The sequence below is a fragment of the Pseudomonas pohangensis genome (assembly GCF_900105995.1).
Classification (GTDB): domain Bacteria; phylum Pseudomonadota; class Gammaproteobacteria; order Pseudomonadales; family Pseudomonadaceae; genus Aquipseudomonas; species Aquipseudomonas pohangensis.
In genome coordinates, this window is the sequence record NZ_LT629785.1 from 3,458,328 (window position 1) to 3,478,678 (window position 20,351).

The 20,351-nt window shown below is 64.2% G+C and carries 10 protein-coding genes; 8 read left to right on the plus strand and 2 right to left on the minus strand.

What is annotated here, in order from left to right; translation table 11 throughout:
- The first annotated feature begins 72 nt into the window (after nt 1–72).
- The 3 genes from recC to recD all read left to right on the plus strand — a co-directional run bounded on the left by recC (nt 73) and on the right by recD (nt 9,117).
- Entirely contained in the window at nt 73–3,441 is a 3,369-nt protein-coding gene (gene recC, locus BLT89_RS16065) for an exodeoxyribonuclease V subunit gamma (RefSeq protein WP_090197758.1), read from the plus strand.
- Nucleotides 3,438–7,031, plus strand: coding sequence for an exodeoxyribonuclease V subunit beta (gene recB / locus BLT89_RS16070; protein WP_090197761.1), 3,594 nt, complete (start codon nt 3,438–3,440; stop codon nt 7,029–7,031). The genes recC and recB overlap by 4 nt, the downstream gene beginning before the upstream one ends.
- A 259-nt stretch (nt 7,032–7,290) precedes the next feature.
- The gene (recD, locus tag BLT89_RS16075; RefSeq protein WP_090197764.1) at nt 7,291–9,117 is read left to right on the plus strand and encodes an exodeoxyribonuclease V subunit alpha; all 1,827 of its coding nucleotides are present in this window, start codon (nt 7,291–7,293) and stop codon (nt 9,115–9,117) included.
- Between the two features lie 226 nt (nt 9,118–9,343).
- Here recD and BLT89_RS16080 read toward each other — a convergent pair whose 3' ends face one another.
- Nucleotides 9,344–10,252: an AEC family transporter gene (locus tag BLT89_RS16080; protein ID WP_090199132.1), complete on the minus strand. Its 909-nt coding sequence runs from the start codon at nt 10,250–10,252 to the stop codon at nt 9,344–9,346.
- 223 nt (nt 10,253–10,475) lie between these two features.
- Between BLT89_RS16080 and BLT89_RS16085 the strand changes: the two genes are divergently transcribed.
- The 3 genes from BLT89_RS16085 to BLT89_RS16095 all read left to right on the plus strand — a co-directional run bounded on the left by BLT89_RS16085 (nt 10,476) and on the right by BLT89_RS16095 (nt 17,386).
- Complete coding sequence (locus BLT89_RS16085) at nt 10,476–11,585, plus strand: efflux RND transporter periplasmic adaptor subunit (RefSeq protein WP_090197767.1); 1,110 nt, start codon at nt 10,476–10,478, stop codon at nt 11,583–11,585.
- The gene (locus BLT89_RS16090; protein ID WP_090197770.1) at nt 11,586–14,765 is read left to right on the plus strand and encodes an efflux RND transporter permease subunit; all 3,180 of its coding nucleotides are present in this window, start codon (nt 11,586–11,588) and stop codon (nt 14,763–14,765) included.
- A 278-nt stretch (nt 14,766–15,043) separates the two neighbouring features.
- Nucleotides 15,044–17,386, plus strand: coding sequence for a choice-of-anchor F family protein (locus BLT89_RS16095; protein ID WP_090197773.1), 2,343 nt, complete (start codon nt 15,044–15,046; stop codon nt 17,384–17,386).
- 72 nt (nt 17,387–17,458) lie between these two features.
- Here BLT89_RS16095 and BLT89_RS16100 read toward each other — a convergent pair whose 3' ends face one another.
- Complete coding sequence (locus tag BLT89_RS16100) at nt 17,459–18,487, minus strand: AraC family transcriptional regulator (RefSeq protein ID WP_090197776.1); 1,029 nt, start codon at nt 18,485–18,487, stop codon at nt 17,459–17,461.
- Between the two features lie 262 nt (nt 18,488–18,749).
- On the opposite strand from BLT89_RS16100, the gene BLT89_RS16105 reads away from it, so the two are divergent.
- Both BLT89_RS16105 and hdeA read left to right on the plus strand, forming a co-directional pair.
- Complete coding sequence (locus BLT89_RS16105) at nt 18,750–19,565, plus strand: hypothetical protein (protein WP_197673520.1); 816 nt, start codon at nt 18,750–18,752, stop codon at nt 19,563–19,565.
- 413 nt (nt 19,566–19,978) lie between these two features.
- Nucleotides 19,979–20,290 carry an acid-activated periplasmic chaperone HdeA gene (gene hdeA, locus BLT89_RS16110; protein ID WP_090197779.1) on the plus strand — a complete coding sequence of 104 codons (312 nt, stop codon included), beginning with the start codon at nt 19,979–19,981 and terminating at the stop codon, nt 20,288–20,290.
- Nucleotides 20,291–20,351: the final 61 nt, after the last annotated feature.

Sequence of the window (20,351 nt, forward strand, 5' to 3'; positions counted from 1 at the left end):
CGCTTCGCGTTATGATTCCGCCAGCGCGAACCGCCTGTGGTTCCCGGCCCCTGAACGGACTCCTGCACACCCATGCTCAGCCTCTATCACGCCCCTGATCTGGAAAGCCTCGGTGAACTGGCGTGTACGCTGCTCGCCCAACCGCTGCGCGAACCGCTGGCTCCGGCGCTGGTGGTGGTGCCGAGTCAGGGCATGGGCCGCTGGCTGACCCTGCAACTGGCGCGCAGCCAGGGCATTGCCATGCAGCTCGAGGTGCAGCTGCCGGCGAAGTTTGTCTGGGATCTGTCGCGCCAGGTACTCGGTGAGCTGCCCGAACAATCGGCGTTCAGTCCGGGCACTCTGGGCTGGCGCATCTACGACTGGCTGTGTGAGCCCGCGCACTGCGCACAGGCACCGCGCCTGGCGCATTACCTGCAGGGCGGCGACGAGCGCCGGCGGCTGTCGCTGGCCGGGCGAATTGCCGACGTGTTCGACCAGTACCTGCTGTACCGCGACGACTGGCTGGCCGCCTGGGAACGCAACCAGTTGCTCGACCTCGGCCCCGACGAAGCCTGGCAGGCACTGCTCTGGCGCGAACTGACCAGGGACGGCCACCCGCACCGGGCGCGTCTGCTCGACGACCTGCTGCGCCGTCTGGCTGACCCGGCAGCCATCGCCGGATTGCCCGAGCGCGTGCTGGTGTTCGGCATCAGCAGCCTGCCGCCGCATCACCTGCGTGTGCTGCAAGGTCTGGCGCAGCACTGCGAGGTCATCCTGTTCGCCCTCAGCCCGTGCCGCGAGGTCTGGGGTGACATCCGCGATATTCGTGAGCTGGCCAGGCGCCCGGAACTGAACCCGGACGACTGGTATCTGGATGTGGGCAACCCGCTGCTGGCCAGTCTGGGCAAACAGGGCCGGGACTTTTTCGACAGCCTGTTCAGTCTGGCCAGCGAGGAAGGCGCCGTGGAAATCGGCCTCTATTCGCAGGACGCCGACCTGCACGACAGTAGCCTGCTACGCGCCATACAGAACGACATCCTCTGTCTGCGCACGCGCCAGCCGGAGCAGCGCATGACGCTGCGCGAGGACGACCGCTCGCTGGAGGTGCACTGCGCCCACTCGCCGCTGCGCGAAGTGGAAATCCTGCATGACCAGTTGCTCGCGCGCTTTGCCGCAGACCCGCAGCTGACCCCCGATCAGGTAGTGGTGCTGACCCCGGATATCGAGCGCTATGCGCCTTATATCGAGGCGGTCTTTTCAGCCAGAAGCGGGGCCTCCCGTGAGGGCGTGCCACGGATTCCCTTCAGCCTCGCCGACCGCAACCAGCGTGCGGAAATTCCCTTGCTGGAAGCCTTCCTCAATCTGCTGGCGCTGCCCGACAGCCGCTTCAGCGCCGAGGAACTGCTGACCTGGCTGGAGCAACCGGCGCTGGCCGCCCGTGCCGGCATCGACGACAGCGAGCTGCCGCTGCTGCGCGACTGGCTGCGCGAGGCCGGAGTGCGCTGGGGCCGCGACGCCGAACACCGGCAGCAACTCGGTCTGCCCGCGGATAACGCCTTCACCTGGCGCCAGGGCCTGGATCGCCTGCTGCTGGGTTTTGCCGCACCGCCGCAACTGGCCGGCAGCGCCGCACCGCTGCTCGGCGACTGCTGGCCACTGGATGCGCTGGAAGGTGCCCGCGCCCAGCTGCTCGGACGGCTGGCGGCCTTTGTCGAGCGTCTGGCCACGCTGGCGCAAAGCCTGCAGGCCGAACGCAGTCTGGCGCAATGGGCCGACAGCCTGCAGGCGCTGATCGACCAGCTGTTCGATGAACGGCTGGCCGGTGACACCCTGCTGGTACTGAGCAAGGCCTGCGCCGCCCTGCACGAACAGGCAGTGGCCAGCGGCATCAGCCGGCCACTGCCGCTGGCGCTGATCCGCCAGCAACTTACTGCAGCACTGGAGCAAGGCAGCAGCGCGTCGGGCTTTCTCACCGGCGCGGTGACCTTCTGCAACATGGTGCCGATGCGCAGCCTGCCGTTTGCCCTGGTCTGCCTGCTCGGTCTGGATGACGGCGCGCTGCCACGGCGCAACCCGGCCGCCGGCTTCGATCTGATCAGCCGCAAGCCACGACATGGCGACCGCGCACGGCGGCTGGATGACCGCTACCTGCTACTGGAAACCCTGCTCTCGGCACGCCAGGGCCTGTACCTGAGTTACGTCGGCCGTGACCCGCGCGACAACGCCTCCTTGCCGCCCTCGGTGCTGCTCAGCGAGTTGCTCGAAGTGGTTGACCAGACCGCGTTTCGCCCTGTTGCCACCGATCTACGTAGGAGCGGGCTTGCCCGCGATCCCGGCCAAGCAGAAGCATCGCGGGCAAGCCCGCTCCTACAGGAGCAGAAAGCCAGTGAGCAGCTGACCATCAACCACCCGCTGCAGCCGTTTTCTGCCGACAACTTCGCCAGCAGCGGCGCCCAACGCAGTTACGCCAGCGCCTGGTTCCGCGCTGCCGAACGCTTGGCTGCCGCGCCGCTGGAGTGCCCGCCAGCGTTCATCGAGCGGCTGGCGGAACCGGATGCCAGCTGGCTGCAGATCGAGCCGGCGGATCTGCTCGAGTGCTTCCGTCATCCGGCAAAATTTCTGCTACAAAAACGTCTCGGCCTGCGCCTGCCAGATGCCGAGGACGGTATTGCTGCCGACGAGCCGTTTGTGGTCGACGGGCTGGTGCAATGGCGCCTGCGCGAACTGGCGCTGCAGGCGATGGAGCGTGGCTGGAGTGAAGCGCAGGAACGGCGGATTGCCCACTCGGCCGGCTGGCTGCCCAGCGGCGAGCTGGGCAATGTGCTGTGGGGCGAGCAGCGCGGGCCGGTACGCGCCTTTGCCCCACGGCTGTTCGAAGCGCGCCCGGACGAGGCGCCGCAACCGCTGCTCATCGACGTGCAACTGGCCGGGGTGCGCATCCACGGCTGGCTCGACGGCGTGACCCGCTTCGGCCTGTTCGAATGGCGGCTGAAACAACCCGGAGCCAGGGACCTGGCGAAATTCTGGCTGCGCCACCTGCTGCTCAACTGCGCGGCCGGCGCGGGAATCGAACGCGACAGCCTGCTGATCAGCCCTGACGGCGACTGGCAACTTGGCCCGCTGGATGACCCGCAGGCGCTGCTCGAACCCTGGCTGGCGGCTTACCGCGAAGCACTCTGCACGCCGCTGCCGTTCTTCACCAGAAGCAGCCATGCCTATGCCAAAGCCCTGTGCACGCCCTCGCCCAAAGCGCGCAAAGAACCGCTGGATGCCGCCCGCGACAATGCCCGGGCTGCCTGGTTGGGCAACGAACACAGTGACTTCGGCGGCGAGGCCGACGACCCCTGGAATGCCCTGGCCTTTCGCGACCGTGAAGCCCTCGGTGAACCTTTTGCAGCGCTGGCCGAACAACTGCTCGGCCCGGCGCTCAAGGCCATCGCCGGTCAGGAGGAGCAAGCATGAGTCTCGACCTGCAGACCTCGTCGTTCGACGGCCACAGCCTGATCGAAGCCAGCGCCGGTACCGGCAAGACCTGGACCCTGACCGCGCTCTACGTACGCCTGCTGCTCGAGCAGCAACTGGGCGTCGGGCAGATTCTGGTGGTGACCTACACCACCGCCGCCACCGCCGAACTGCGTGAACGCATCCGTGCGCGGCTGGCCGAATTGCTGGCGCTCTACGACGGCGTATCGAGCCAGGACAGCTTCCTCACCGAGCTGCACCAGCGCCATCCGGGCGACGATGCAAAGCGCCGTCTGCTGCTGGCCGTGCATGGCTTCGACGAGGCGGCGATCTTCACCATTCACGGCTTCTGTCAGCGCGCCCTGCAGGATGCCGCGTTCGAGGCCGGTGGCGATTTCGACAACGAACTGACCCAGGACGACCGCGAGATTCTCGACGGCCTGCTGGCCGATGCCTGGCGTCATGAACTGGCCGGCGCCGACCAGGCCTGGGCCTGTTTTCTGGCGCGCAGCCAGCTCTCGCCGCGCGTGCTGCGCGAGACACTGCGCCAGCATCTGGGCAAACCCTATCTGCGCATCGAGCCGCGGACACCACCGGTCAGTAGTGACCTGCAAGCGCTGCAGGCGGCCTGGGAAAGCGCCAGAAAGTCCTGGCAAAGCGCCGGCTATGGGCTGATCGAAAGCCTGCAGGAGCATGGCGGCATCAGCCAGAGCACACACAAACTGATCAAGTTGCCGCAGTGGTCGGCCGATCTGGATGCCTACTTTGCCGACCCGGCACTGCTGCTGCAGGCACCGGAAGGGCTGGGCAAATTGGGCACGGCCGCCCTGCTCAAGGCCACCAACAAGGGCCATACAGCGCCGCGCAGTGCGCTGACCGATACGCTGGACGCGCTCAGCGCCGCGCTGGCGCTGGCCGAACCGGCCGGCCAGCAACGGCTGATCGCGCTGCAGGTACGTCTGCTCGACCAGCTCAATCAGGAACTGCCCAAACGCAAGGCGGCGCAGCGCCTGCTGGCCTTCGACGACCTGCTCAACCAGCTCGATCAGGCGCTGCAAGGGCCGGCCGGCGCCGACCTGGCCGCCACCCTGCGCGAGCAGTATCCGCTGGCGCTGATCGACGAATTCCAGGACACCGATCCGGTGCAGTACGCGATCTTCGAGCGGATCTACCGTGAGGGCGGTGATCTTTGCTTCGTCGGTGATCCGAAACAGGCGATCTACGGCTTCCGCGGCGCCGACCTGGCCACCTATCTGCAGGCCCGCGCTGCCGCCAGCCGGTGCTACAACCTGCCGCACAACTACCGCTCCACCCCGCAACTGATCGCTGCGCTGAACCAGCTGTTCGATCGCCCGCAACCGTTTGCCGAGCAGGGGCTGGACTACCCGCCGGTACAGGCTGGTAGCAAGCCAAAGCCTCGTCTGGTGTTGCCGGCAGATGCCGGAGAGGCCCCGCTGTCACTGCTCTGGCTGGGTGATGAGGCGCTGAACAAGGCGCGTGCCGGCGAACTGGCGGCCATCGATACGGCCCAACGCATCGCCACTCTGCTGGCCGCCAGCGCCAATGGCGAGGCGTACTTCGAAGAACAAATAACGCCGGAACAATCACCAGACCCCGCTAACGCAGGGCGCAGCAGCCTTAAGCGCACAGCGTTGAAGGGCGGTGACATAGCCGTACTGGTCGCCAGCCACCGCGAGGCAGCGAGCATTGCCAGCGAACTGGCGGCGCGTGGCGTGCCCAGCGTGCGGCGTGGCAAGGACAGCGTGTGGCACAGCGAAGAAGCCGGCGAGCTGGCGGCGGTGCTGGCCGCCTATGCCGAACCGGGCCGTGAAGGCGTCTTGCGCTATGCCCTGGCCACGCGCCTGCTCGGCCGTGATGCGGCCCAACTGGCGCGCTGTCAGGAAGACGAACGTGCCTGGGATGAGGAGCGTGCGGCAGCCGAGCAGTATCACCAGTTGTGGCAGCAGCATGGCTTCATGCGCGTGTTTCGCAGCTGGCTGGAACAGCAGCAGGTCGCCGAACGCCTGCTGGGAGCGATCGACGGCGAACGGCGGCTGACCAATCTGCTGCATCTGGGCGAACTGCTGCAGGCGGAAAGTCTGCAGCGCCCCGGGCTGGAAAGCCTGCTGGCCTGGTTCCAGGCCCAGCGCGGCAGTGAAGGTGCCGGTGAGGATGCGCAGCTGCGGCTGGAGAGCGATGCCGAGCGGGTGCAGATCGTCACCATCCACACCGCCAAGGGCCTGGAATATCCGCTGGTGTTCTGCCCGTTCCTGTGGAATGGCCGGTTGCTCGGCAAGCACACCGACAGCGCCCGTTGCCACGATGAGCACGGCCAACCGCTGCTGGATCTGGGCAGCGCGCAGCTGGAAACAAATCTCGAGCGCGCGCGCCGCGAAAACTTCGCCGAAAAACTGCGCCTGACCTATGTCGCCCTGACCCGTGCCGAGTACCGCCTGTGGCTGCACTGGGGACCGGTGGCGCTGCCGGCCATGGTCAAGAAAACCGGCAAGATGGTGGCCGAAGGCCTGCACAGCAGCGCGCTGGCCTGGCTGCTGCATGGTCGCCAGCTGCCCGGCGAGGATGCATTGAGCGAGCTGGGCAATTACCTGCTCGACCAGCCCGGTGAGACGCTGGCCGCCGAGCTGGATCAGCTGGCCGCCGGCAGCGACGGTCAGATCAGCCGCCAGCCGTTGCTCGGGCGCGAAGCCAGCGCCAGTGGCGAGCAACGCGCGGCTGCTCCGGCCGCCCTGCAAGGCTTCAGCCGCAGCCTGCAGAGCGCCTGGCGCGTCGGCAGCTTCTCCGGGCTGGCATCCGGCATGCACCGGGAAGCACCGGACCATGACGGCCTGCTGATACCCGATGCCAGTGAGCCGGGCAGCGGCTTTTACGCCTTCCCCCGTGGTGCCCGCGCCGGTACCTGCCTGCACGGGATTCTCGAGGACTGGGCGCGCGGCAAAGGCGCGCTGGAAGCGCTGGTCGCACCCGGCCTGAGCGCCCATGGTATCGATGCGCAGATCTGGAGCGAGGTGGCTCTGGAGCAGCTGCAACGGGTGCTCGACTGCGATCTGGATGGCAGCGGCCTGCGTCTTGCCACACTGCAAGCGGGCAGACGTCTGCCGGAACTGGGCTTCACCTTTCCGGTGGCCGGGCTGGATGTGCAGCACCTGCGCAGCATCCTTGCCGACCCGGTCCATGGCCTGGCCGAGCCGCTGCGCGAGGCCGCCAGCCGCCTGGAATTCGACAGCCTCAAGGGCTATCTGAAAGGCTTTATCGACCTGACCTTCGAGCACAACGGGCGCTGGTACATCCTCGACTACAAGTCCAACTGGCTCGGCCCGGACGCCAGTTACTACGGCGGCGAACGCCTGCTGCAGGCCCTCGCCGGCGAGCATTACTACCTGCAGTACCTGATCTATCTGGTGGCGCTGCGGCGTTTCCTGCGCCAGCGGCTGAGTGACTTCAGCGATGACCGGCTGGGCGGTGCTTTCTACCTGTTCCTGCGTGGCATGCCCGAGGCCGGCGTGTACTTCGCCCGCCCGACCGACAGCCTGCTGGATGCGCTGGACCGATTATTCGAGGAGGGCAGGTAATGCATGGAGCATCCGTAGGGTGGGCTTCAGCCCACCAGCAATCGGCTATCTCGCAGCGGTGGGCTAAAGCCCACCCTACGCTCGGGAAACCCATTGAAGCGGCATCGATTAGCCATCAATGCAAAGTGCCTGCAGGAGCGGGCTTGCCCGCGATTCAGCCCGGATCAAGGCATCGCGGGCAAGCCCGCTCCTACAGCCTGCCCCTGGCAGCGAAGCGCCTGGATAATCCACGGCGGATAAATAATCGGGAAGACCGTCAATGAGCCTCGCTGAATGGCCACTCGGCCCGCTGGAACGCGCGCTGCTCGGCAGTCTGCAGCGCCTCGATCCGCATGCCGGCGAGGCCGTGCTGGCGGCTGCGGTGCTGTGCTGCGAAGCCCTTGGCCGGGGTGATGTGTGCCTGCTGCTGGCGCGCTGGGCCGGCCAGCGGCCGTGGGCCGAATCCGACTATTGCCTGCCCGCGCTGGCCGCGTGGCAAGCCGAGCTGGAGGCGTCGACGCTGGTGGGCGCAGCCGGCGCCTACACACCACTTATCCTGTTCGGCGAGCGCCTGTATCTGGCGCGTTACCAGGCCTATGAAGCGCAGCTGGCCGGGCAGTTGCTGGCACGCACCGCCGATCAACCGGCGATTGACGAGGGCCGCCTGAGCGACAGCCTGCAACGCCTGTTCGCCCTGAATGGCGGTCAGGCCGGCACCGACTGGCAGTGTCTGGCGGCGGCCCAGGCCGTGCGCCAGCGGGTCACGGTGATCTCCGGCGGTCCCGGCACCGGCAAGACCACCACCGTGGTGCGCCTGCTCGCCGCGCTGCTCGAACAACCGGGTGGCGAACGGCTGGCCATCGGTCTGGCTGCACCCACCGGCAAGGCGGCGGCACGCATGGCCGAGGCGATTCGCAATGCCCGCGATGCCTTGCCGCTGGCAGATGACCTGAAAGCCCTGCTGCCCGATGAAGCACGCACCCTGCACCGCCTGCTCGGCAGCCGTGGCGATTCGCCGGCCGTGCGTCACCATGCGGGCAACCCGCTGGCGCTCGACGTGCTGGTGGTGGATGAGGCCTCGATGGTCGATCTGGCGCTGATGGCCAAACTGGTCGATGCCCTGCCCGCGCAGGCGCGCTTGATCCTGCTTGGCGACAAGGACCAGCTGTCTGCGGTGGAGGCCGGCGCGGTATTTGCCGAACTCTGCGAAGGGCGTGGTTTCGATGCACTGGCTGCCAGCGCACTGCAACGCCTCAGCGGCCAGCCGGTGGCCGTGGAAACGCCTACCTCGCGGCTTGGCGCCAACGTGGTGCTGCTGACCCACAGCCATCGCTTTGCCGGCGACAGCGGTATCGGCGAACTGGCGCGGCGAATCAATCGGGGCGATGTCAGCGGCACCCTGAGCCTGCTGCAGGAAGGCCGGACGGATCTGCACTGGCACAGCCAGCCGGATACCAGCAGCCTGCTGCAGCGCATCGAGCAGGGTTATCAGACGTATCTGCAGGTCGCCCGCAACGGCGATGCGGCCAGCGCGTTCCGCGCCTTCAATGCCTTCCGCGTGCTCTGTGCGCAGCGCGAAGGCAACTTTGGCGAGGTCGGCCTGAATGCCGCACTGGAAGCGCGGATCAAGCGCCGCCTGAGTCTGCCCGAGCGCGAACGCTGGTACCCCGGCCGCGCCGTGATGGTGCGGCAGAACGACTATGCGCTGGGCCTGTTCAACGGCGATATCGGCCTGTGCCTGCATGACGGCCAGAGCCTGCGCATCCACTTCGAAAGCGTCGACGGCTTCCGCACTTTCGCCCCGGCGCGGCTGCCCAGCCACGACACCGCGTTTGCCATGACCGTGCACAAGAGCCAGGGTTCGGAGTTTGCCGAGGTGCTGCTGGTGCTGCCCGAACAACCCGGCCAGCTGCTCAACCGCGCGCTGCTGTATACCGGCATCACCCGCGCCAGAAACCGCGTGGAGATCTGGGCGCAGGCGCCGCGCATCAGTGAAGCAGTCGCCAGCAAGGCCACCCGCGCGGCGGGGCTGGCCTTGCGTTTGCGGTGTAGCACGCTGGCCAGCGATACCCCGCCAGCGCCGGACGCTCAGCTGGGGCTGTTCTGAGCTCTTATTGACCGGTTTTGTGCCCGCCAGCTGTCGGTAGTTCTGCAACAGCTGTTGCAGGAGCGGGCTTGCCCGCGCTGCAGTGCTTGATGCCCTAATCGCGGGCAAGCCCGCTCCTACAGAATTCAGGTTTCGCCCGTTCGGGATCAGGTGACCGTAGGGTGGGCTTCAGCCCACCAGCAATGCCGGCGCAACGGTGGACTGCACGCAGCCATGTCACGCCTGATCAGTAAGCCAGCAGGGTCAACAGCAGCGGCAGGCTGAGCGCCGCCAGCAGGGTTTGCAGGGTGATGATGCCGGCCATCAGGTGGCTGTCGCCGTCCAGTTGCCGGGTCAGCACATAGGCAGTGGGAGCGGTCGGCAGGGCGAAGAACAGCACCATCAGGGTTCGTTCGAGTGGCGGCAACTGCAGGCCATAGGCCACGCACCAGGCCAGCAGGGGCATGCCCAGCAGGCGCAGCAGGCTGTTGCCGAACAGGGCGAACAGTTCTCCGCCCAGCTCTTCCGGTTTCAGCGCGGCACCCACGCAGAGCAGACCCAGCGGCAGGCTGGCGGCGGCCAGCAGGCCGAGCAGGCGCTCGCTGCCGCCGTCCATAGCGAAACCACTGAGGTTGCACAGAATGCCGGCCACACAGGCCAGAATCAGCGGGTTGCGCAGGATCGGCAACACCAGCCGGCCCGGACTGACCGCGTGATCGGCACTCAATGACCAGACCGACAGCACATTCACCGCAGGCACCAGCAGGGCCAGCAGCAACGCCGCCAGCGTCATGCCCTCGGCACCGTACAGACTGCCGATGGCCGCCAGCCCGAGGTAGGTGTTGAAGCGCAGGCTGCCTTGGGTAAATACGCCGAAGCGCGCCGCCGGCCAGCGCAACCAGCGGCGCAGCAGCAGCAAGACCAGCCAGGCCAGGCCAAGGCCGAGCAGCACCGCCAGCGCCAGCCGCGGCAACGCCGGATTGTCCAGCGGCGCGCGCGCCAGACTGCTGAACAGCAACGCCGGGAACAGGATGAAATAGTTGATGCGTTCGGCCCCCGGCCAGAAGGCTTCACTGGGGAAGTTCACGCGGCGCAGACAGAAGCCGCCGACGATCAGGGCGAACAATGGCCACAAGGCAGTCAACAATGGCAGCACGCTAATCCCCGCAATTCGTTGCAAAGGCTCATCTTGCGGCCCTGCCGGCAGCGGGGCAAGAACCGGCAGGATTCCGCATAAGCACAGCTGATGCAGAAACATTCTGCTCAACATTTCTGCAGTTCGTGCTTGTTCGCAGCAACTAGCTGCACGATCATTGTCGGTTGTTTTTTCCTGCCCGTCTGCTGCGCCACGCAGTTTCGCCAAAAGAGTTTGTGCCCTGATGAATGCCTACCTGAAACGAATCTGGTCCAACCGCAACTACCGGATCGCCCTGCTGATTCTGGTCATCGCTCTGGCCTGGCTGGCCAGCGGGCAGCGCCCGGGCAGCTCCGGGGAAGCCGAGACGGAATCCCAGGTGCGTGGCATTACTGCTGTCAAGGCGCGCTATATCACTGCCGAGGACTATGCACCGACCGTCAAGGTGCGCGCGCGTACCGAGGCCGCACGCCGCGTCGAACTGCGCGCCGAAACCGCCGGACGGCTGATCGCTTCGCCGCTGGCCGAAGGGCAGCTGGTCAAACAGGGCGATGTGCTGTGCGAGCTGGCTACCGATGATCGTCCGTTGCGCGTGATCGAAGCACGCTCGGCGGCCGAGCAGGCCCAACTGGAATACGATGCCTCGCAAAAACTGCGGCTTGGCGGCCACCAGTCACAAACCGCACTGGCTGCGGCCAAGTCGCGGCTGGATGCGGCCAAAGCCAATCTGGCCAGCCGCGAACTGGATCTGGCCAACACCCGAATCCGTGCACCTTTTGCCGGGGTGGTCGAGCGTCTGGATCTCAAGGTCGGCGGCTACATGGAGCGCGGCGGTCTGTGCGCGGTGCTGCTGGATCTGGACCCGATCCTGTTCAGCGGCCAGGTTTCCGAAAGCGAAGTCGGCCACCTGCGTGAAGGCCAGAACGCCAAAGCGCAATTGCTCGATGGCGCCGAAATTGCTGCAAAGCTGCGCTTCATCGGCCGCGAGGCCGGCAATGCCACGCGCACCTTCCGCGTCGAGGCCGTTGCGCCAAATCCGGACTACGCCATCCGCAGCGGCCTGACCGTCGAAATGCTGTTGCCGCTGGTCAGCCAGCGCGCCCATTCGATTCCCTCGTCGCTGCTGGCGCTGGATGACGCCGGCAAGATCGGCGTGCGCACGCTGGATGCCAGCCAGCGTGTGGAATTCCGCCACGTACAGCTGCTCGGCGACTCGCCAAACGGGGTCTGGGTGCTGGGCTTGCCGGAAAAAACCCTGCTGATCACCGTTGGTCAGGAGTACGTGTCCAACGGCAGTACCGTCGAGGTTTCCCTGCAGGACAGCGAGCCGAGCGCCAGCCAGGGCGGGCAGTAAATGAAGATTCTGTCCAGTGCGGTAACCCACTACCGCAGCACGCTGTCGATTCTGCTGCTGCTGATTTGCGTCGGCGTGTTCAGCTACCAGAAGATGCCCGTCGAGGCACAGCCGCGGGTCAAGGTGCCCTATGTGTCGGTCACCGTGGTGATGCAGGGTGCCTCGCCCGAGGACGTCGCCCGGCTGCTGGTGCGACCGCTCGAGCAGGAACTGCGGACCATCGAGAACGTCGAGGAAATCCGCGCCTTTGCCCGTGAATCCGGGGCGGCCGTGTATGTGAAATTTGTCGCCGGTGCGACCCACTCGGACAAGGCCTACAACGATGTGCAGTCCGCCGTCGACCGGGCCAAATCGGAACTGCCGACCGATGCCGAAGAGCCGGAGGTCGAGGAACTGACCGCCGATGACTTCCCGGCGATTACCGTGGTGCTGACCGCCGATGAAGGCACCTCCGAGCGCCTGGTGTTCCGCACCGCGCAGATGCTGCAGCGGGAGATCGAGGGCATCGATGGCGTGCTCGAAGCAGCCATGGTCGGCAGCCGCGAGGAAGTGGTCGAAGCGCTGATCAACCCGGCCCGGCTCGAACACTACAACATCACCAACAACGAGCTGATCACCTCGATCCTCGGCAATAACCTGCTGGTGCCGGCCGGCGTTATCGAGTCGGGTCAGGGACGCTTTTCGGTCAAGGTGCCCGGCCTGATCGAGACCTATCAGGACGTCTTCGACATACCGGCAAAATCCACCCCCAACGGGGTTATCACCCTGGCCGATGTGGCCGATATTCGCAGCACCTTCAAGGACGCCGAAGGCTTCAGCAGCTACAACGGTCGCCCGGCGATCCTGCTGGAAGTACAAAAGCGTACCGAGAGCAACCAGATTGCCGTGGCGTCTGCAGTGCGTAACGCGGTCAAGGCTCTGGAAGGCCGCATACCCAACGGCATTGCCGTCAATTATGCCTTTGACCTGTCGGAGTTCTCGCTGGCACTGGTCGAGGAAATGCGCGGCAATATCGGCACCGCCATGGCGCTGGTAATGGTCATCGTGGTCGGCGCGCTGGGCTTTCGCTCCGGCCTGCTGGTCGGCCTGGGCATTCCGTTCTCGATCCTGTTCTCGCTGATCGGCATCCGTTATCTGGGCTACAGCTTCAACATGATGGTGATGTTCGGCATGATCCTGGCGCTGGGCATGCTGATCGACGGCTCCATCGTCATCACCGAATTTGCCAACCGCAAGATGGCTGAAGGCATGCGCAACAAGGATGCCTACAGCCTGGCAGTGAAGCGCATGTTCTGGCCGGTGGTATCTTCCACCGCCACCACACTGGCGGCCTTCCTGCCACTGATGTTCTGGCCCGGGGTGGCCGGCGACTTCATGGGTTATCTGCCGGTGACGGTGTTCTGGGTGCTGATCGGCTCGCTGCTGTATGCGCTGTTCTTCGCCCCGTTCATCGGTTCGCTGCTGCCTGCCGACAAGCTGGATGACGCCACCCGCGCCTATCTGATGCACCTGGAAGATCAGGACCCGCTGACCCTGCCCGGCCATACCGGGCGCTATGCCCGGGCGGTCAAGTGGACAGTGCAGCGACCCCTGCTGTTCTGTGCCGTGGCGCTGCTGGCCGTGTTCTCCGTGTTCAAGCTCTACGGCGCCTACAACAACGGCGTGATGTTCTTTGCCGAGACCGAAGAAACCGTCGGCTTTGTCAGCATCCGCGCCCAGGGCAACTTCTCGGTGAACGAATTGCGCAGTATCGTCGGCGAGGTCGAGCAGCGCGTATTGGAGATCGACGGCGTGAAGACCGCCTACTCCTTCAGCGGCACCAAGGGTGGTTCACGACTGTCGGACAAGGATGAAGTCGGCTCGATCCTGGTCGAGCTGGAGAATCCGAAAACCCTCGGCCGTTCGACCCGCACGGTATTCGAGGAAATGCGCCAGGCTACCGCCGATATGGCCGGCATCATCGTTTCCGCCGAAGTCTTCGAGGGCGGGCCGCCGGTCGGCAAGCCGATCCAGATCCAGCTGGAGTCCAATGACCAGGCCAAGCTGATCGCCACCGGCCGTGCCCTGCGCGAGCAGATCGAGAACAACATCGAAGGCGTGCGCAATGTCACCGACACCACGCCGCTGCCCGGTATCGAATGGGAAATCCAGGTGGACCGCGCGCGCGCCGCACAGATGGGCGTCAACGTCATCGAACTGGGCCGCGCGGTGCAGCTGGTAACCACCGGCGTGCTGCTCAGTGAATACCGGCCGACCAACACCACCGAGGAAGTGGAAATCCGCGTGCGCTATCCGCTCGACGCGCGCGGCCTCGGGGTGCTGGATGAGTTGCGCATCAACACCCCGGATGGCGCGGTGCCGGTGAGCAGCTTCGTCACCCGTGTAGCCAAGCCCAAGGTCGACAAGATCGAACGGCTGGATGCCATCGACATCATCAAGGTGCAGGCCGACATGCAGCCCGGCTTCCTCGCCGACAACGCCGTGCGCGATATCAAGGCGTGGCTGGTGGAACATCCGCTGGATCCGGGCGTGCAGGTGGTGTTCCGTGGCGCCAACGAGGAACAGGAAGACTCCCAGGCGTTCCTCGCCGTGGCCTTCCTGCTCGCGCTGTTCCTCATGTTCGTGCTGCTGGTGACCCAGTTCAACAGCTTCTATCAGGCCTTCCTGACCCTGACCGCCGTGGTCACGGCCACCGGCGGCGTGCTGCTCGGCCTGCTGATCACCGGCAGCACCTTCAGCACCATCCTCACCGGCGTCGGCGTGGTGGCGCTGGCCGGTATCGTGGTGAACAACAACATCATCCTGATCGACACCTACAACGTGCTGCGCGTCGAGCAGCCCGGACTGACGCCCGTTGAAGCCGCCGTGCGCACCTGTGCCCAGCGACTGCGGCCGATCTTCCTGACCACCGCGACGACCATTCTCGGCCTGATCCCGATCGCCATCGGCGTCAGTATCGATATCGTCTCGCGGCAGATCGTGGTCGACGGCGTGGTGACCTCGTACTTCCGCCCGGTGGCTGAAGCCATCGTTTCCGGACTGTTCTTTGCCACCCTGATGACGCTGTTCTTCACCCCGGCGATGCTGGTGTTGCCGGAACGACTGCAGCAAATCTATCAGGCACACATCAGGCCGCACCTGCCAAAGCGCAAGTCCTCCAGCGCTGAAAACAAAGTCTGACGCACAGCGTTGCGCCTTTGCGCAACGTCTCAGACTTCCCCCGCGTAACCGCTGCACATCAGGCGCCACCGGACTCCCGAGCCGGCTGGCGCCTGATGTGCGTCTGCGCCCTGCGGGCCAGGCTGCTGCTCCAGGCAGCCCAGCAGCAGGCAAACAATCCCTGAAAGCGCAAAGGTCAAAAAACTGACTCAGGTCAAAACGCGCTTTACATCACGTTTTAGACTATTTATATACCCTGCTGGGTATCGTAATTATTAGAAAACCAAAGGGAAGTCCGTATGAACAAGACCAACAACGCCACGCCGTTTGCCAAGACCCCCCTGGTAATCGCCATCGCCTGCGCCGGCTGGATGAGCGCCGCCCAGGCCGGGGAAATCCTCGATCTGAGCTATACAACGGGTGACGGTTACATTCTTATCGATGCCGACGAAGAGGTTGTGGCCCCCGGGGTGAAGGCAGTAACCACCGACCTGAACAACAACGACTTCGTCGGCAACGGGTTTTCTCCGTCCGGCGATCCCAACTGCCTGATGGCCAGCTCTCCGGCCACCTGCGATTCACCGAAAAACTCCGGCAAGCGGATCAAGAACAACCTGACCGGGCGCGGCGCGTTCGAGCACGTCTACAACGTCAAGACCAGTGGCGGTACTACCGAATACCTGAACTACGGCAAGATCACCAACCGTACCGGCGCCCGCCTGCTCGGCTATCAGGTCATCGTCGGCACCGGCACGGGTGCGAACTTCACGCCGGCCAGTGCATCGGATCAGGCCGGCTTGCTGGCCATGGACAATGTTCTCCCGCTGTCTGGCCAGGCTACCAGCTGGCCCGGCACCACCCAGGCCGAGGGGCAGAGCCCCCTGCAAAGAACCTGGCTGCCTGAGGGGCTGTTCGGTACCAAGCAGGACATGAGCGCCGGTTACTTCAGCCCGGACAACGCCGGATTCTTCTTTGAAACCGTAGGCACCGATACCCTGTCGGCGGATGGCATGTTTGCCAACACGGTGTATTCACAGTTCTTCGGCGACGGCCTGCTGACCCGCGGCCAGCAGCCCCAGGCCCTGTTCCTGGATAACCTGGATCCGGACGTCGAGGACGATATTGTCTACTGGAAAGCCGGCAACCTGTGGCTGGATGCTGCCGGAACGGTACAGGACACTGCCACCGTCGATGCGCTGCTGGCAACGCCCGGATACTACGTCGACACCATCGAAGACCTGACCAACCTCAACATCAACTTCTCGATGGATATCGGTGACCTGACCGCTGGCCAGTTCACCGTACGCTACGTGCCGGTCTTCTCGCCAATCGTCAACGCCGCCAGTTCCGACTACCAGCTGGCCGTTGCCAATTCGCTGGATGCCACCCAGATTCCCTACCTGTTCTTCGACCAGAACACCGCCGCCGGTGCAACCCCGACACCGACAGCCGCCTACTATGAATTCCAGGACATCATGAACGCCTTTGATGCCCTGGACCCGGCTGCCCAGTCCCAGGCGCTGGGCAGCATGGGTACCAGTTACCTGCGCAACTACGGCACCCAGGGCCTGCTGATGGGCCGGGGCACACTGGAAGCCGTGCAGCAGCACCTGCAGGAAAACCGTATCAGTTCACTGACGCCGTCTTCGGTGAGCGCAGAAACCCTGGCCAACCAGCTCATGGGTACACCCGGCGCTGCCACGCTGGATCAGGTGGTTGGCCAGCCCATCACCTCGACAGCCGATCTGGCCATGGCGCTGGATGACAACGGTAATACCGCCAGCGTTGCCCTGAATGAGACCACCAGCACCTTCATTTCCGGTTCGGCTTCCGAGGGCAACCTCGACAACAGCAATAATGGCACTGGTGCCGATTACTCCGCCTACTCGCTGACCGTAGGCCTGGACCATTACCTGCGCGATCAACTGCGGGTCGGTGCGGCGCTGGGCTACGGCCATAACGAAGGCGATGTCAACGACAACTACGGCAACCTTGATCTGGATGGTTACAGTCTGACCACCTTTGTCAGCTACGGTGGCGCCACCGGCCTGTTCACCGACGTACTGCTGGGTTACAGCTGGCTCGACTACGACAACGATCGCAAGATCAACATCGGCTCCGAGCAGCGCAAGGCCAAGAGCAATACCGACGGTGACCTGTCGAGCTTCGCCGTACGCAGCGGCTACAACTTCGAGCTGGGCCCGGTGATTGCCGGCCCGAGTCTGCGCTACCAGTATCTGGACCTGTCGGTGGATGACTACACCGAGAAGGATGCCGGTGTACTCAACATGCATGTCGATGACATGAGTTACGACTCCAGCACGCTCGGCCTTGGTGGCCAGATGACCATGCCGATCGCGCTCGAGTCCGGCTTTCTGCGTCCCTATGCCGAAGCGCACTGGGTCAAGGAGTTTCAGGATGACAGCAGCCAGGTTGATACCAGCTTCGTCAGTGGCGTCGTACCTTTCCAGACGCCCATCGATGCCTACGACAGTGACTACATGACTGTCGGCGCCGGTGTCGAGACCACCTTCATGGCCTCTGGCATGCCAGCCAGTCTTTCCGTCAACTACGACGGTGTGGTGAGCAACTCGGACTACAGCGACAACCGCGTCTCGCTGGATCTGCGTCTGGCGTTCTAAGCGCTCTGACGGCCTGAAGCGGCCCCGCCGGAACCAACACCGAGCGGGGCTGCTGTTTGTTGGTAGCGCGCGTCAGGCCCGGTCCAGGGCCTGGCGCCAGCGCAACGGGCTGATGCCGGCCCAGCGCTTGAAGGCGCGGGAAAAGGCATTGGCGTCATCGTATTGCAAGGATGCGGCAATCCCGGCAACCGGCAGGTGGGTGCACAGCAGCAGCTGCCTTGCCATTTCAAAACGGGTCTGGCTGATCAGCTGTTGCAGCTTGCTACCTTCGGCTTCCAGTCGCCGTCTGAGCGTTCGCTCACTGATACCCAGTTCGCGGCTGATGCTGGCAGCAGATGCCTGACCGGCTGGCAACAAGTGCAGCAGGATGCGTTCAACCTGCTCGCCCAGCCCCATATTAATCCGTGCCGCCTCCAGCGTTGCGCTGATTCGTGCAAACACCGCCGGATCTGCTGCGGCAATCGGCTGGTCCAGCCAGCGCCGGTCAAAGATCACGCCCGGCATCTGCGCATCGAACTGCAGCTTGCAGCCGAACAGGCCGCGATAGGCCTGGATAGCCACAGGCCGTGCCCTGCTGAAATTTACCCGCCGCGCTTGCCATGCCGGCCCGCAAAGCTCGCGCAGCATTCGGCAAGCCATCGCCAGGGCTGTATCCTGGATTTGCGCCGTGTCGAACAGGTCATGATGGTAGACGCTGTAACCCAGCAGGCATTGGCTTGGCGATACATCGATCAGCACCGGAGCGGCGCCACGGTCATGTACTTGCAGGTGCCTGGCCAAGCCGCCGAGGGCCGCGCCAACATTCGGCGCGTTGCGCAGCAGCTCGCCAACGATGCCCAGCCGGGAGAGAGCAAAACACTCCCCGACCAGCAGGCCGAAATGTGCGCAGCCGGTGTGGCGCACACAAGCATCCAGCAGGCGCGCCAATGCCGCGTAGTCAATGCGGTTGTCGGGGTTGCCGAACACCCGCAGGGCCAGGCCGACCTCTTTGAATAGCGGATCCGGCGAAACACCAAAGCTCAGCAGCAGCTCCGGAATGTCCAGCAGCGGGGCAATCCGTAAATGTCCGGGCAGGCTGGGAATCGGTGAAGGTGCAAGCATCACAACGGCTCACTATCGGGCTGATCGAGTGCCGGTCAGGTCTGCATCACGGCCTGCCCGGAGCCGCCATAATGGCCAGAACAGCAAGATTCATCCAGAGCCGCGAGTGCTGGATTGTTATTGCTGGGCGCAACGCGTAACCGCGATCAGCATCAAGACGGCGGGTTTAATAAGCTGAGGAAAACGCAGTACACTCCCAGCCTTGTTATTCTGTTTCAAGGTGCTACACAGAATGATTACTACTTTCCAAAGGGAGATTGCCATGAGAACAGTATTGGCCAACACAGCAGCAATTCTGGCTGTTTCCAGCTGCTTTGCCTCCGGGACGGCCTTCGCCGCGCTCAGCTCGGAAGAGCTGGCCAAGCTGGCACAAAACCCGATTGGCAACCTGATCAGCGTGCCGTTCCAGAACAACACCAACACCAATGTCGGGCCGGAAGAGAAAAACCAGAACATCCTGAATATCCAGCCGGTGATTCCGGTTTCGATCGACGAGAACTGGAACATCATCACCCGCACCATTTTACCGATCATTTCCGAGCCGCCGCTGTCGCCGTATGACAACCGTACCAACGGCGTTGGCGACGTGCAGTTCAGCGCGTTTCTTTCGCCAGCACAACCCGGCGCCTGGATCTGGGGGGTAGGCTCGATTGTTCAGGCGCCAACCAACACCCATGAACTGGGCAATGACAACTGGGGTGTCGGGCCGACAGCCGTACTTCTGCATCTGGAAAAGGGCAGCCCCTGGGTCTACGGTGCGCTGGTCAACAATGTCTGGTCGGTGTCCGCTGACCAGCGTGGCGGCTCGTACAACAACGGGCTGATACAGCCGTTCGTGAATTACAACTTCGAGGCTGGTTTCTACCTGGTATCTGCACCGATCATCACTGCCAACTGGCATGCCGAGGACAGCGACGATGTGTGGACGGTGCCGGTGGGCGGTGGCATAGGCAAGATATTTCACCTGGGGCGGATACCGGTGAACACCCAGGTGAGCGCTTACCACAACGTGGAAACGCCGGAGTACGGTGCCGATTGGCAGTACCGCGTGCAGGTGCAGTTCATGTTCCCCAAGTAGGGCCTGACGCCTTGCTTGCGTGCTCGCCGGGTGCTCAATCGGCACGCCTGCACGCTGATCCGACGCTTGATAAGTGTGGATTCGGGCAAGTCGCGGACAATCAGCGATGGCCGAAAATGCAAGATTTTTTCATATCGGCGGGTGCTAGAGTTCTATTGGTAGCCGCAACATTGGCTGGCTGATGATTTCGCCTTTACCGGCGGCTTGAGCTAGCCTGGCAACCAGCTGTTGCTGAAGTGCAGCGCGGACGCACGGGGCTTCGCCGGACTGGCACACTTGTATCTGTAACGCTGCACACAGCTGACCCTGCCTGATGAAATGGCCACCACCGTGCCAGCTGGAAACTTTCAGGCTGCAGGCTGGTCCCATCAGGCGCAAAACCTGTTTTTCCGAAAACCACTGGAGTAAATCAGATGAAAAAGATCGTTGTTGTTTCCGCCGCCATGGTCCTTGCCGGTACTGCTGTTCTGGCTCAGGCCGATACCGCGAAAAAGCCGGTCACCGACTGGACCTGTGAGGAATTCCTTTCGGTTGATACCGTCTCGCAACCGGCCGTGGTTGGTTACGTGCAGGCGCTCAACAGCAAAGGGCAACCGGAAGAAGGCATGTTTGATGTCGTCACCGCTACCAAGGTGAGCCAGCTGACTGCCGACGAGTGCAAGGTCGAGCCCAAGGCCTCGTTCATGAACAAGCTCAGAACCATCTGGGAAAAGCAGGGCAAGTAACCGCCAGCCTTAAATGACTGCCTGCACCGCCAGCAGTCAGGCAGTCAGGCAGTGCCGGCCC

Bases quoted from the DNA above. Each gene is read 5' to 3' on its own strand.
- hdeA (WP_090197779.1), top strand. From the start codon at position 19,979: ATGAAAAAGATCGTTGTTGTTTCCGCCGCCATGGTCCTTGCCGGTACT.
- recD (WP_090197764.1), top strand. From the start codon at position 7,291: ATGAGCCTCGCTGAATGGCCACTCGGCCCGCTGGAACGCGCGCTGCTC.
- BLT89_RS16100 (WP_090197776.1), bottom strand. From the start codon at position 18,487: ATGCTTGCACCTTCACCGATTCCCAGCCTGCCCGGACATTTACGGATT.
- BLT89_RS16085 (WP_090197767.1), top strand. From the start codon at position 10,476: ATGAATGCCTACCTGAAACGAATCTGGTCCAACCGCAACTACCGGATC.
- BLT89_RS16105 (WP_197673520.1), top strand. From the start codon at position 18,750: ATGAGAACAGTATTGGCCAACACAGCAGCAATTCTGGCTGTTTCCAGC.
- BLT89_RS16090 (WP_090197770.1), top strand. From the start codon at position 11,586: ATGAAGATTCTGTCCAGTGCGGTAACCCACTACCGCAGCACGCTGTCG.
- recC (WP_090197758.1), top strand. From the start codon at position 73: ATGCTCAGCCTCTATCACGCCCCTGATCTGGAAAGCCTCGGTGAACTG.
- recB (WP_090197761.1), top strand. From the start codon at position 3,438: ATGAGTCTCGACCTGCAGACCTCGTCGTTCGACGGCCACAGCCTGATC.
- BLT89_RS16095 (WP_090197773.1), top strand. From the start codon at position 15,044: ATGAACAAGACCAACAACGCCACGCCGTTTGCCAAGACCCCCCTGGTA.